Here is a 14,582-nt window from a genome sequence, read left to right as displayed (position 1 = left end):
GGGAGAAATCTCAAGCGGCCTTTTTGTTTTGTGGCAAGAAAGAGCAAACTGGGTGTATCGCTAAGAATTAAAGATCTCTGATATTTCTTACAGCTTGTGTTGTGTAAGATAGTATCGGCTAAAAAAAACAATACTCTTGCTCTCTATGGGAAAGCAAGAAACGAAACCTGTAGTTCGCCTAACTTTTTATACCCTGATGCATTCATATGGATAGGGTCACGGTAATATAAATGCTTGTTGTAGATATTATAGCCGCCTAATGAAAACTGATCAAGAACCGGAATTCCGTGAAGCGAACAGATATTTTTCTGCATTTCCACATAGTTACCCATCCCCTGCGCGTAAAGCGGGTCATACCCTCCCCGGTCATTGAAGGCTTTGCTGGAGGTGAAAAAGTAGATGGTTGCCTTGGGGTTTGTCTCATAGATCTTCTTGATGCAATAGTTGATTCCTCCGGCCTGGGTAGTGAGTTTTTTCTTGTCGTAGCCGTCAAATTCCGTATAGTCTGTGTAAGACCCAATCTCCCGGTGGTTTGTATAGTCGTTGGTGGAAGCCCAAAGGATATAGATGTCAAACACGCCCGCTTCCTCTACCTGTTTCTGGATTGATTTCCCTTGTAAGGATGAAAAGCCGGCCCCAGGTACTCCGTAGTTAGTGATCGCCAGGCCTAAGTATTCCTTCCACATGGCTTTGGCGCTGTCACTTTCAGGGATAACAGAAACAGAGCCCCCAAAGACGGCCACAGATTTCCCGTAATTCAGAGATTTTGAATAGGGTAGACCCTCAATTCTGTTTTGTGAGAAAACATTGGTTGAAATCAGAAGGAATAAAATCGCAAGATAATGCAGGGTGCTTCTCATGATTGTGGATTTCAGAGCAAAAAGATAGGGCAAGATATACCCATTCATCAATGAACGTATACCTTGCCCTATCTTTTTGAGCAGTTTTGAATCAGTTGCTCCTCCAGAACTGCCTAAATCAATCTGCTTATTTAATCAGATTCTTAAACGCTGACCCGAAAATCAGGTAAGCGGTATTGCCCCCAATGGTGCCCTCGTTTTGTCCCCACAGGAAAGGCCAGTCATCGTAGTTCTCAAAGTGGTCTGGTTTTCTGAACAAGATGCCGGGGGCCACGTTGCCCGGAATAAAGGAGAAATCAGCGCGGTTGTTTCCGTAGAAAACGGCTTTGGGGCGGGTAGCGCCCACAGTGGCCACTAAGGAGTAGTTATGGTACGGATGCGCACCAAACAGGTAGTTGGTGGCTTTGAACGCATGTTGGGCCTCAATGATCTCGGGGAAATACTTGGTAGCAAAGCAAACGGTGGTACCAAAGCTCGTCACGTCTCCGCTACCGGCCCAGTTGGTAAGACCAATCGGCACGCCGTAAGGATTATTCTTTTCAAGACTGGCAATGTAGTCTTTGTACTTCACCACGTACGGGCGGAGCTTTTCCTTATAGGAGGCATCCAGTTGCGGGATTGCATCCAGGGCCGTTAAAAGGTTACCGCTTACGTTACGCTCCAAGGCAGGCCATAACAGCTCCTGGAATCTATCCAGGTATTGTTTCTCGCCGGTGGCGATGTACAGCTGGAGGTTGGTGGCCATGTTGGCAGCATTGCCTCTGCCTGTGGTATCCTGCTTCTGATTGGCGAGTAAGGTGGTAGCTTCTTTCAGGAGTCTTTTGGATTGGGTCAAGGCCCTTGCTGAAAGGTCGTCATTGTACCCTTTCAAGGCCCGGCTGGCAGCGGCAAACATGGTGGCAGCCCGTAGGTCTAGTTCAGGCTCGCGGCTGGTGAAGGCCCACAGATCATCCTTCACGCCGCTGGAGCGGCCATCCTTGGCTACTTCGTACGGGCCAAGTTTGGGGTTATAAGGAAGGCCGTCTGTTAAGGAGGCGGCGTCACCCAGGTGGTGGTAGTTATCCAGCACGGAGTTGGAGAGCGTTTGGGCCATGTGCCCGATAATCTCTGCCTGCGCTACCAGGTTCAGGGTGCCGTGCTCAATGAACTGCAACACGTCCGGGGTCCCATCGGGGCGGTGAAGATCTACGTAACGCTGCTTCTGGTCAATAAAAGTCTGGTCGCGCTGGGGTTTGAAACTCTCCCAGGTTTTCACAAAGTTCTGCACCACGCTGATGTTCGACCCGGTCTCGATGTCGAAATCCCCGGCATCAAAGAAGCCGCCTACGTTCAGGCCGGGGATCAATTCCAGCGGTTTGTACTTGGTGTCGGTGGTGGGGCCTTGCGCGTGGAGGTCGAAGTGATCGGTGTTGGGCGGGGCTTGGCGATAGCCTTCTTTGAAAGGCTCGCCGTGCCATACCCGGTACGCCTCGTTCACAAACATGTGGTTCATGTGGATGGGGATCCAGATGTCGCTGGTAGCGTCGGTGATCTTGCTGTACACCTGCTCGCCAATCAGGAAATTATTGGTCTTGGTGTCTCCGTATTGAATGTAGTAGATACCGGGCGTCTTCACGGGAGAGAAATCGAACTTCACGTAGTGATACTTGAAGTAGTCTCCCCAGGGGGCGATTTTGCCGGTGAATACTTTGGTGGCCTTACCGTCATCGCCTACTTTAAAGATGGACGCGCTTTTAGCAGGTTTGTCTTTCCTGTCCAGTTCAATGATAGAGACTTTGGGTTGCGCGGGGAGGTAGCCTACCTGAGAGAAGCCGATATTGGGATCTCTTACCCAGCCTTTGATGGCGTTTGGCTCCACGGTCCAGGTCAACACCTTGCCTGTTTTGCCAGCCGGAAGCAAGCTGCGCACCACAAACCAACCGTTCTGAGCCAGCATGCGGCCATCAAACAGCATCAGGTCAGCATCTGGCGAGGTGATTTTTACCATCCGCTCCGGGGCATCTGGGGCAAACAGAAAGGTACGGCCGGTTTCCAGCGGAAGCGGATCAATGAATCTGCCGGTCCCTCTGTCATCTGACGTCACATACCCTTTGAATTGCTTCGGTTTTAGGCTGTTGGGCCTGGTAACGGTGTTCCCTACCACATAGCGTGGGAAGAGATTAGGGCGCCCGTCCACTAGATAGTTCTTGGCCCAATACTGGGAGGGCAGGAACTCAAGGTTAAACCCGGCACTTCCTTCCAGCGCCTCGGGAACGGGTTTGTCCAGGTAAACGGCTATCTCCACGCCTTTGCCCTTGGCCGTGACCACTACCCGTGAATCAAAGTTGTACTCTTTGTACCGTAGCGTGGCCTCTACCGTTTTGGCGGCTCGGTCTACCTTCCTGTTCAGGATGTCAGGAACCAGGTCCCACTGCTCCGGCGTGTTGGAGAGTCGCACCGCGCCGCCTTGCGCGGTTCTCACGCCATGGTGGATCAATTCTATCCCGGCGTTCTTCTCATCGTTGAAGCCTCCGGTAAACAGGTTGTTGTACACCAGCACATTGACGCCCTGCTGCTCAAAATACTCCCGGTCATTGAGTTTCAAATCCTGGCCCGAAGCATACTGGAAGGCCCCTAGTAGTAGCAGGACTACTGGTAGTAGTGTTCGTCTCTTCATGTTCATTAAATCAGTCTTTCTATATCCAAAAAATAAATGACTATTAGTTGGTCTTCTTGCTGGGGCTGGGCATCATTTGCCGAGGTGGCGTACAAACCTATTAAAGTCTAATGCGTAAACGTGCCAACGTTGGCATTAAGATATTAAATAATATCCACTAGCAGAAATAATCTTTTGTTGCTGCTCCATTACCATCAGAATGCCGACATTGGGGACTACGTGATGTATAGGCTTGATTGTGATCATACTTCGGAACCCGCTAGATAAAATGCATTCTTCACCAGTTTGGACTAGGAGCGATATTGCTGGTCTTGGATGCTGTGAGACCAGCCTAGCGTATAGTCGTGCCGAAGCGGGAATTCGTATTTCCCCACTTGAAGGACTTCCTCTGGTTTTTCTGTTTTGGGCCTCTTTCCTTAAAAATAGCTTAAAAACAAAGGAGGAGCAACCTTGCAGCTGCTCCTCCTTTGTTTTATCTGGAGGTGAATCGGCCTGAATCTTTCTTTTCTTTTCGCAGATCCAGCGCCCGAAACTTTTACAGAATCAACCGGTCTTTGCGCAGTTGTTCAAACAGGTCGAAGAAAGACTCATCGGTTCTTTGGTAGACGTGGAAACCCAGCTTGCGGCTTTTAGACATATCGGTCATGACCTCAATGGGGCGACCCAGGTCCAGGTCGGTGTGCCAAGCCGAGGCCAGACGGTCCAGGTTGGGTTCTGCCAGATTGTATTTCTCAGCAATTTGTCGCCATAACTCGCCGTCGTTCGCTAACTCAGCTTCCAGCGGATGGATGGTGCCGTCATAGCCCACAGCCTTCACGCCGAACCATTGGGCCAACTGGTACCACAGCTTGTTCCAGCGGAAGTACTCGCCGTTGACCACGTTGAAGGCTTCGTTGCGGGCAGCCTCTGTGGTGGCGGCCCACACCAGGTGCTTGGCCAGCACACGGGCATCGGTCACGTCAGAGAGGCCGTTCCATTGCGCTGAGGAACCTGGCCAGTGGAACGGACGGCCGGTCTCTTTGCAGATGGTTGCGTAGACGGCCAGAGTGGTGCCCATGTTCATGAGATTGCCCACGGCTTTGCCGATGATGGTGTGCGGCCGGTGGATGCTCCAGGTAAAGCCATCGCGCTCAGCAGCGGCGTACACCTCGTCTTCCTGGGCATAATAGAAGTTCTCCATGTCTAGGCGCGGATGCTCCTCGCGCAGCGGCGTCTCGGGCAGAAAACCTTCTTTGGCGTAGGCCTCAAACGGCCCCAGGTAATGCTTCAGGCCGGTCACCAGCGCCACGTGCTGCACCGATTTTTTGAGTGACAAAACATCCAGCAGGTTCCGGACCATGGCGCTGTTCACCCTGATGTTCTCGGCCTCGGTTTCCTGGCGCATCCAGCTGGTGAAGAACACGTGCGTGGGCGCGATGTCGGCCAGGGCGGTCTGTAGGCTCCCGGGGTTTTGCAGATCAGCGGCCACGGGTTGCAGGCCGGGTACATCGGTTTTGGGGTTGCGGGCCAGCCCGAATGTGGTCCATCCCTGGGAAATAAGCTCCTGGGCCAGGTTGCTGCCCACAATTCCGCTGGAACCCACTACTAACGCTATCTGATTCATGGTGGTGTCTTAGGTTGAAAATGATGTAAAAAGGTGCCTCGTTTTCGCACCGTTTTCTAAAAAATACCCTCTTTTCGCCTGAGGGGTTTACGCGATAGCCAGTTTTCTAGCTTTTCGCCTATGTGCGGCTACCAGCAGGAGGCAGAACAGCACCCCGGTAAACGCCAACGCGGCGCCCAAGTACTCCGGAGACGTATACCCGAAGCCAGCGGCAATGGGTAAGCCGCCCAGGAAAGCCCCCAGCGCGTTGCCCATGTTGGAGGTAGCCTGTAGCAGGGAAGAAGCCAGCATCTCGGCGCCTTTGGCCTGCTGTACAATGAGCATCTGCATAGGCGCGATCACACCAAAACCAATGGCCCCGATGAGGAAGGTCATGAGCACAGCCGTTGGTTTGAACTGCACCATCACCACGGTGAGCAACAGGGCGGCCACCATGCACAGCAGCAGGCAGGTGGTAGTGATCAACGGCGAGAATCGGTCGGCCAACCGACCGCCTACGATATTCCCCACCACCATGCCTAGGCCCGCCACTACCATGATAATGGTCATGACGTTATTGCTGAACCCGGCAACCTCGGTCATGAGCGGGGCGATGTAACTGATCCAGGCAAAAAAGCCGCCGGTGCCAATGGTGGAGATGCCAATGATATACCACAGTTCTTTGTGCCGGAAAATGTTGAGGCTTTTCAGGAAGCTGGTCTCCGATTCTGATTTCACCGAAGGCATCCAGACTTTGACCGCGAATGCCGCGACCAAGGCCACTGCCGCAATCAAGGCAAAGGAAAACCGCCAGCTATAGTTGTGCCCGATGAAAGTCCCCAGCGGCACCCCAATGATATTGGCGACCGTCAGCCCCGCGAACATCAAGGAGACCGCTCTTGCCTCGCGGCCTGGTTCGGCTAATTTGCTCGCCACCACCGCGCCTATGCCAAAGAACGCGCCGTGCGGCAGACCGGCCAAAAGCCGGGTGGCCATGAGTAAGGGGTAACTGCTCATTAAGGCAAACAGGCCATTGAAGACGCCCACCATCAGCATGAGGCCAATCAACACTTTTTTGGGCGGCATGTTGGCGGTAAGGCCCACCATCAAAGGCGCGCCAATCACTACGCCCAAGGCGTAAATGGAAATGAGGTGGCCCGCTTCGGGGATGGAAATGCTGAGGGCTCTGGACATATCGGGCAGAATGCCCATCATCAGGAATTCGGTCATCCCTATGCTGAAACCGCCCAATAAGAGGGAAATCAAACTCAGTTTGAAGCGGGGAGGATTGTTGGTACTTTTCATGTAAGCGTATGATTGATCATCCGGAGATGGTAAAAGGAAACTGTGCTTTCTTGCCCTGAATGAGCCGAAGAAAGCACCGGAACCGGTTTATGGTTTAAAGGTAGGTAAACATAAGTGAAACCAGCCGCCGCAGGTTGGTATGGTGCAAGACACCACAGCCTCCAAAGCAGCACCCGGCGCGCGAAATAGTAAACACGAAGTAGGTGTAACGATCTTGAAGAGGGGGATGTTCCCTTGAAAAAGACAATTAGGTATAAACCCCATGACTTTCTAAGAAGAACTGAGCCAGCGTTTTAGTCCTGTTTTATCAAAAAGTGCCCTAAAATGAAAAGGAGCAACCAGTGGCTGCTCTTTTTTTGTGAATTATGGATGGACAATTAGGTGAGGTAAAAGCGATTTCAGCTTGTTTCTGCAAAAGAAGGAGAATTGCAGTGTCTGAGCCTAAGATCAGGCATTGATGTCAGCGAGTTGGTTTTCCAGGGCATGCAGCGTCTTGTTGTAGGCCTTCAGGACCCAAAAAGCAAAGGCAAACATCACCAGCCCAAAGAGCGGGAAAATAAGCGTCCAGAAGTAAGGAACCTGACTAAGGTCTTTCCCCTGAATGGCGGCCAGCACCGGGAGGGAAAGCAACATAAGTACCAACCCTAAACACACATTAAGCTTCTGCAGCTTCTGAAACCTGATCTTCTGCCGGCCAAAATTGTTGATGGTCTCCAGATACGTGGACGTGGAGATGCCCACACTTTTTAGGGCCCGCAGAGAGGCGAGCGAAAGAATGGGCAGCAGCAAGAGCAACCCAATGGCAAGCGCAGCCAAGACCTGCATGAAAATCTCTTCTATTCTGGTGAGATGCACACTCACATACGCCGCGCCCGCGTAACAGACCATGGTCCCGATAAACTCTGGATACTCTATTCTGTTTAGCTTTGATTGATAGTTCTGCCGGGTCATCTGTTCCATGATTTTGTTTGTGAGGGCATCCTGTTTTTCTACCCGGTTGCTCAGTTTGTTCCAGGCGTTTTGCATTTCTTCCAGTTCCATGATTATTGTTTTTTGGTTAGTTGCGTTCTTAATTTCTCTCTGATTCTTGACATTCTGGTGCCCACATTGCTGGGCGTGATGCCTACAATGGCCGCTATTTCCTCATAAGGTTTGCCTTCCAGGTAAAGCAGAATGATGCCTCGCTCCAGTAAATTCAGCCGCTGGATCTGTTCATAAAGTAGTTGAATCCTTTCCTCCTCTACCTTGTCGTACTCGTCGGCAATCCTGTCTCCTTCCAGATCAAGCGGAGCGGTATCTACCCGTCTTTTGGCTTTGTTGAGATGGTAAATGGCCGTGTTCAAAGCCACCCTATACATCCAGGTACTCAGCTTAGACTGCTGGTTGAAGGACCCGAAGGACTTCCAGAGCTGGTAGACAATCTCCTGGTACAGGTCATTCCGGTCTTCCTGGTTGTTCGTGTAAAGGGCCGAGACCTTAAAGATCAACCCTTTGTGCTCTTTGATGACTTGGGTAAACTGGGCTTTTATATCCATCTAAATCAAACTTCAAGCTATGAGTATGGGCTCCGCCGAGAAAATCACACTAGGAGAAACAATATTTTTCACTTGATGCAGATAAACCATTTTTAGCCCATTTAAGAGAAAACAGCCCGAAAACAAAGAAGGAGCGACCAACGGCCGCTCCTTTAAATTGTAATATTTGTTGATAAAGTAGCTTTAAAGCTCTTGAAGTCCTATATTAAATTCGCTTCACTGTAAGTGTATTTTAATATTATTATCTTTCATAAGTATATCCGATGCAGCACCCGTAGCTTGTCATAGACAGCCTATCATTCTTCACTTTTACTGCCCACTTGTCATTTGTTCCATCAAACACAAGATCGTCATTTATCTCATCATAACTAAGCTTATGTGGATTTTCGGCCTTTACAATTTTATATGTTCCTTTAGTTGTGTCCCCCTCAATTACTTCAACATAGGTTCTGTCAGGATTTAAGGTGAGTACTCTTTTGTTTCTTGGCATTGGGTAAGGGAGCCCACAATTTGGTGGCCCTCCGTTAGAACCACAAGAAACAGCATGCCAAGTGCCAAGATAATGCTCATACCTATTCCTATCATCATCATCATCTTTACAACCTAATAATAAGAAAATGAATAAAGTAAAGTAAAATTGGATTAATAGGTTGGATTTCATTTAACAAAGGAATCTAATTTACCTTAATGATAATTATAAATTATATAAAAACAGATTTGACACTAAAACTTATCAATGCATAGTAGTTCTTTTTTTAACTACATCAATTTAACCTTTATAATTAGAGCATGAACAACTGTTGGTTGCTCATGCTCTAATTATAACTAACAACTAACCCTTAATACCCGAACAGCTCTTTCAAGGTCAACTGCTTCACAGTGCCGTATTTGGCCAGTTCTTTGAAATTGAGCCTTTTTTTAGAACCGATGACCAGAATGGTCTGATTCTGTCCTTTCACAAACTGCTGCTGGAAGGCTTTGATTTGGTCCAGCGTGAGAGCGTCCAGGCTTTCGTAGATGTCGCGGCGGAGGTCATGGTCCACGCCCAGTTTGCGGGCCTGCTCGTAGTTCATGAGAATACCCACCTTGTTGATACGCTCCGTCGCGATGCTGTTGCGTACCGAGGCTTTGGCGTTCGTGAAGTTGCTTTCGGCCAGCGGCAGATCGTTCAAGAGTTCCTGCATCCCGGCCATCGCCTCAGGCAGTTTATCACTCTGCGTCCCGATGTACGACATGATGTAGTTGGCGCGGTCTTTCCGGCTGGCGTTGGCAAAACGTGAACTAGCCGAATACGCCAACGCGCGCGATTCCCGCAGTTCCTGGAACACAATCGCGCCCATGCCGCCGTCAAAGTACTCGTTGTACAGCCTGATGGTTGGCACCAGTTTAGGGTCGTAATTGAGAGACTTGGTCAAAAACAGCAGCTCGGCTTGTACCATGTCATAGTCTGTCCAGTACACGTTGCGGTCTTTGATGTCCAGCTCCTTGAAGGCATTCTCCGCCGGGACTGGTTTCAGAGCAGCCGGTACAATGTGGCCGGTGTTCAAGGTGGCGGTAATCGCCTGCAACTCTCTGGGACCGTAGTACAGCACCCGGTGCTGGTAGGTAGGAATGCTCTTGATGCGGGACACCAACTCAGCAGGATTTACTTTTTTCAGTTCCTGCTCGCTCAGGATATGGGTGAACGGGTTCTTCGGGCCATACTTGGCATAGTTCACCATGGCCACGCTGTGGATGATGTTCTTGTTCAGCTTAGCGTCTTTGCGGTCTTTCAGGATACCCGCCACCATGTCATCCAAGGCTTGCTGGTCGGCTTTGGGGTTTTGCAACAGGCTCTCGAACAAAGTCAGGCCTTGCTCCAGATTCGCGTCTAAGCCGGTGAGGGAAACATACACCTGGTCCTGTCCCGAGGAAACCCCGAACGAACAGCCAATCTTGAAAAACTCCTTCTGTAGTTCCTCAGCGGTGTATTTGTCAGTACCCAGGTATTGGAGGTAATCCACAGCCAGTCCCAGTTTCAGGTCGTTGTTGGTACCCATGTCCAGAATGTAGTACAGGTTAAACAGGCCATTTTCCTGGTTTTTAGTGTAGTAGATGGGAATGTTAGACTTGAGCGTACCCTGCTGAATGTCTTTCTGGTAGTCCACAAACTGCGGCTGTAACTCAGAAAGGGTGCGGTTGGCCACCTGTTTGTAGAACTCAGACTGCGCCTCGCGGTTGGCGGGAACCGGCGTAATGGTAGGCTTCTCTACCTTCTGAGCCGTGGGGTCCTGGCCGGTGCGCTTATAGATAACCGCGTAATTATTACCGTAGTAACGGTTAGCCACCTCCATCACGTCCTGTTTGGTGATTTTCTCAAAGTTCTCCTCCTGCTTCAGGTAATCGGCCCAGTCCTGTCGGGCGATGAATGCATCTACAAAAGCGGTGGCCCGGGCAGCATTGCTCTCATAGGCTTTCATCTTACTAATCTTGTTTTTGTTCACGATGGCCGGAATCAACCAATCTTCAAACTGGCCTTTCTTTACCAATTCAATCTGCTGCAGCAACAGGTTCTTCACCTGGTCCAAGGTCTGGCCCTGGCGTGGGTTTCCGGTCAAGAAGTGGGCCGAATAATCGTTGTAGATCTCAGCGAAAGAAGCGGCACCCAGCGCCGCCTGTTTCTGGTTGATGTTCAGGTCAATCAATCCGGCCTGGCCGTTGGTCAGAATCTGGTTGATCATGCGCAGCACTAGGGCATCTTTTGATTTAATGCCCGGAAAACGGTACGCCATCAAGAGCATCTCAGACTCAGGCCCCAAAATCTCCTTCACGATAGGCGCGGTGATAGGCTTCTCCTGCGGGGCGGTGTACGCCGGATCGGCTTTCTTCTGCCACCTTCCGAAGTGCTCATTGATGGTTTTGATGGTCTGGTCAAAGTCTAGGTCGCCGCTCATGGCAATGGCCATGTTGTTGGGTACGTAGTATTTATCGAAATACTTCTTGATCTCCGTAATAGACGGGTTCTTGAGGTGCTCCACCGTCCCGATGGTGGTCTGCGCGCCGTACTGGTGCGTAGGGAACAAGGCTGCGAAAGCCGCTTCAAACGCTTTGTTCTGGTCAGAGTCCAGAGAACGGTTTTTTTCCTCGTACACCGCTTCCAGTTCCGTGTGGAACAATCTAGGGATCATCACGCCCAACCGCTCGGCCTCCAACATGGCCCATTTATCCAGTTGGTTGCTGGGGATGTCACCGTAATAGATGGTCTGTTCCACCCAGGTGCTGGCGTTGGAGTTGTTCATGCCCATGGCCGCCACCAGTTTGTCATACTCGTTCGGCACGGCATACTTAGCCGCTACCCCCGAGATAGAATCAATCTGGTGGTACGTGTTCTTGCGCACGGCCGGGTCTTTCTGCGTGCGGTACAACTCGTACAGCGCCTCAATCTTGGCCAGTTCTTCTTTTTCCTTCTCCCAGTTGATGGTACCTAAACGCGTAGAACCCTTGAAGGCCATGTGTTCCAGGTAGTGCGCCAAACCGGTGGCATCTGCCGGGTCGTTCTTACTGCCCGCGCGTACCGCGATGTACGTCTGGATACGGGGCGCATTCTCGTACTTGGTGAGGTACACCGTCAGGCCGTTGCTTAAGGTGTAGATGCGCGCTTTCAGCGGATCATTGGGAACGGTGGTGTACCTGAATTCCTCTTTCGTCTGGGGCGTAGAGACAGGGGCTTGGGTGGCGGTAGTCTGGGTAGGCGTACTGGTCTTGCACTGGGCAAACAGCATCGCCCCCATGAGGGAAAAAGCAATACATCTTTTTTTCACGTCTGGTGGGATTTATCTTCTAGAGGATAATCAAATATAAGAAATTGAAAACATTTAAGATCACTGTAGCGGCGTTACACCGTAACACCGTGGTGCTATGCAACTGGAACGGCCCGTTAAGAAAAGGCTTCTAAACCCTGCAATAGTTGTTGCAAAGGCGGTTTCAAGACCCTCGGCGGCTACTGCTGCGTAGAGCCTCGGCGTTACAGTGTAACGCCGCTACAATCTGCCTGCGGTAACAGCAAAACCGGTAAGGACACTAGGAATGCGTTGCGGAAATGGAGGTTCTGTCTTCGGCGGGGATGTTGAGTTTGCCGGATAAAAGATGCAGGGTTTGCAGGGCGTCCTGCTGGTTATCGGTGCGGAGTTCGTAGTCTGCCTGGGTTGACTGGGAGTATAGCCCGATGGTGTACCACATGACCGGAGCGGCGGGCTCGTGATCATGCGTGTGGCCGTGGTCATAATCCTCAGCAGTTCTGAGATTGGAGGTGAGCCGCACGTGCGTAAAGGTAGGTAAGGGGGCCCATTTGCCGGTTTTCAGCCCGAACATGCTTAGGTATTCCCGCACCCGGCGGTTCTGAAAATCCAGTTGAAACCCGTGGTAGGTGCTTTGAAAGAGCAGGCCCAGTAAAAACAGCAACGCGCCTACAGACAGCATCTGCACCTTGTCAGCACCAGACCAGAAGGGTGAACCGCCCAGGATAATGCCCGCTGGCAGCAGCACGTAGCCCAGGTAACGGAGACTGCCAAAAAAAGAATCGGTTTTGCGGTCGAAGAGGTGCTGGTTCATGGGGTAGGCTAAAAGTAAAAACGGGTGAGGCCAGCAATGGGCTCACCCGTTTACGAAAAAGGGGACTTAAAAGTCGGTGTCCAGACCCAGGCGGTTTTTTAGGTCCTTCAGGGCCGGGTACATATCTGCCAGGTAGTTGTACTTGTCCTGTGAGGTGTAGAGTTTGCGCCCGTTTTCCTGCTGCACCACGTCAATCTGTACTTGCAGGCGGTTGTGGCCCAAGCCTTGGCGCAGAAACATCAGAAACTCCGGCTTGAAACTGTTGAATTCGGCTACCTGCACCTCGTTTTCCACCTGTAGGTGCACCTCGGCTTTCTCGGCGTCAAAGTACCACTCACGGTTCAGGATAGTGTACTCCAGAGTGCGGTCGGTGTGCTTCACGCGGTCCACGTAGAGTTTCCAGAGCTGTTGCAGCTTGTGCTCGTTGATGGGGGGCAGAGAACCGGGTACGTAACTCTCGGTGTCCTCTTCCAGCACTTCCACCATCGGCGCAGCCGAGGCTGCCACCTGTTCCTCTATGTTTTTCAGGCTGGGCAACTTAGACATTTTGCGGCTGGCCAGCGGAGAAGAAACCGTGCGCAGAGGCGCTGCAGGGGCGGCCACAGCAGGAGCTGGTAGAGGCGGAGCCATGGAAGGAACCGGCGAAGGCGCTTCGGCCGGGTAGGTGTCAAACACCGGGTCTTCGCCCGCGTCCATGTCGGCGGGGGCCGTGTTGTGGTGCGTTTCAGCGCCGTTTTTCTCAAAAGAGGCGGAAACTGGCTGCGCCGGTGCCGGAGTAGGAACAGGCATTTTCGGCGTAGCCGAAGTAGCCACAGATGAAGCACCCAAGGCCGGAGCCGAACCACCAAGGGTAGGGGCGGCTACGCCGGAATTTCCATTAGTTTTTTTTTTGACGTCTCCGGTGAGAGAGACATCTGAGGCCAGCTGCAAGGCGTGCGGGAGGTGGGCCAGTTTCATGAGCAGCAGTTCCACGTGCAACCGCTGGTTTTTAGCCGCTTTGAAGTTCTGGTCGCAGCTACCTACTAAGTTCAGACCTGATAGCAGGAAACTCAAGGACGCTTCCTGCGCCTGTTGGGCATAACGCACTTTAATGTTGTCCGAAACCTGTAGCAATTGCACCGTCACCTGGTCTTTGCACACCAGCAAGCTTCTGAAATGCTCGCCGATGCCCAGCACGAAGTTGTGCGAATCAAAGCCGTTTTTCAGGATTTCGTCATAAAGCAACAAGGCGCCACTCAGGTTCTGGGTGAGCAGGTATTCCGTGAGGCGGAAGTAATAGTCGTAGTCCAGGATGTGCAGGTTCTGCACGGTGGCCTTGTAGGTGAGGTGGTGGCCCGAGAAGGTCACCATCTGGTCAAAGATAGACAAGGCATCACGCAGGGCTCCATCGGCTTTCTGCGAGATCAGGTGCAGGGCATCATCATCGGCTTTGATTTCCTCTTTGGCGGCAATGCGGCCCAAATGCTGCACCATGTCCTCAATGCGTATGCGGTTGAAGTCAAAGATCTGGCAGCGCGAGAGGATGGTGGGGATGATTTTGTGGCGCTCCGTAGTGGCCAGGATGAAAATGGCGTAAGCCGGCGGCTCTTCAAGGGTCTTCAGGAACGCGTTGAAGGCCGAGTTGGAGAGCATGTGCACCTCATCTATGATGTAGATTTTGTACTTGCCCGTCTGCGGCGCATACCGCACCTGCTCTACCAGGTTTCTAATGTCTTCTACCGAGTTATTAGACGCGGCATCCAGCTCGTGCACGTTGAACGAGCTGTTGTTGTTGAAGCTCTTGCAGGAATCACACACGTTACAGGCCTCTACCTCCGGCGTAATGTTCTGGCAGTTGATGGTCTTGGCCAGAATACGCGCGCACGTGGTCTTGCCCACACCCCGAGGGCCGCAGAACAGGAACGCCTGCGCCAGGTGGTTGCTGCTGATCGCGTTCTTTAAAGTAGTAGTAATATGGTGCTGCCCCACCACGCTATCAAACGTAGTTGGGCGGTATTTCCTAGCAGATACAACAAAATTCTCCATCGCTCTACAAAGTTAAAGGTTTCTGATTC

The 14,582-nt window shown here is 51.5% G+C and carries 10 protein-coding genes; all 10 read right to left on the bottom strand.

What is annotated here, in order from left to right; all coding sequences use genetic code 11:
* Positions 1-143: 143 nt before the first annotated feature.
* The 10 genes from ACY0JR_RS10470 to ACY0JR_RS10425 all read right to left on the bottom strand — a co-directional run bounded on the left by ACY0JR_RS10470 (position 144) and on the right by ACY0JR_RS10425 (position 14,553).
* Positions 144-686, bottom strand: coding sequence for an SGNH/GDSL hydrolase family protein (locus ACY0JR_RS10470; protein ID WP_462634013.1), 543 nt, complete (start codon positions 684-686; stop codon positions 144-146).
* Positions 687-987: 301 nt separating this feature from the next.
* A complete protein-coding gene (locus ACY0JR_RS10465; RefSeq protein WP_462634012.1) occupies positions 988-3,516 on the bottom strand; it encodes a cellulase N-terminal Ig-like domain-containing protein in 2,529 nt (842 codons plus the stop codon).
* Positions 3,517-4,051: 535 nt separating this feature from the next.
* Entirely contained in the window at positions 4,052-5,119 is a 1,068-nt protein-coding gene (locus ACY0JR_RS10460; protein ID WP_462634011.1) for an SDR family oxidoreductase, read from the bottom strand.
* Between the two features lie 87 nt (positions 5,120-5,206).
* A complete protein-coding gene (locus ACY0JR_RS10455) occupies positions 5,207-6,403 on the bottom strand; it encodes an MFS transporter (RefSeq protein WP_462634010.1) in 1,197 nt (398 codons plus the stop codon).
* A 447-nt stretch (positions 6,404-6,850) separates the two neighbouring features.
* On the bottom strand, positions 6,851-7,444 hold the full coding sequence (locus tag ACY0JR_RS10450; protein WP_462634009.1) for a hypothetical protein: 594 nt from the start codon (positions 7,442-7,444) through the stop codon (positions 6,851-6,853).
* A 2-nt stretch (positions 7,445-7,446) separates the two neighbouring features.
* Entirely contained in the window at positions 7,447-7,938 is a 492-nt protein-coding gene (locus tag ACY0JR_RS10445; protein WP_462634008.1) for an RNA polymerase sigma factor, read from the bottom strand.
* A 241-nt stretch (positions 7,939-8,179) separates the two neighbouring features.
* A complete protein-coding gene (locus ACY0JR_RS10440) occupies positions 8,180-8,599 on the bottom strand; it encodes a hypothetical protein (RefSeq protein ID WP_462634007.1) in 420 nt (139 codons plus the stop codon).
* Positions 8,600-8,777: 178 nt separating this feature from the next.
* Positions 8,778-11,738, bottom strand: coding sequence for a M16 family metallopeptidase (locus ACY0JR_RS10435; protein ID WP_462634006.1), 2,961 nt, complete (start codon positions 11,736-11,738; stop codon positions 8,778-8,780).
* A gap of 259 nt (positions 11,739-11,997) precedes the next feature.
* Positions 11,998-12,528 (bottom strand): hypothetical protein, encoded by a 531-nt coding sequence (locus ACY0JR_RS10430; RefSeq protein ID WP_462634005.1) that lies wholly within the window; start codon positions 12,526-12,528, stop codon positions 11,998-12,000.
* Positions 12,529-12,594: 66 nt separating this feature from the next.
* Positions 12,595-14,553, bottom strand: a complete 1,959-nt coding sequence (locus tag ACY0JR_RS10425; RefSeq protein ID WP_462634004.1) for a DNA polymerase III subunit gamma/tau — start codon at positions 14,551-14,553, stop codon at positions 12,595-12,597.
* Positions 14,554-14,582: the final 29 nt, after the last annotated feature.

The sequence above is a fragment of the Rufibacter sp. JT3400010 genome (assembly GCF_054956755.1).
The sequence above is the reverse complement of the archived record's forward strand: the minus strand, read 5'-3'. Positions and strand labels throughout refer to the sequence as shown.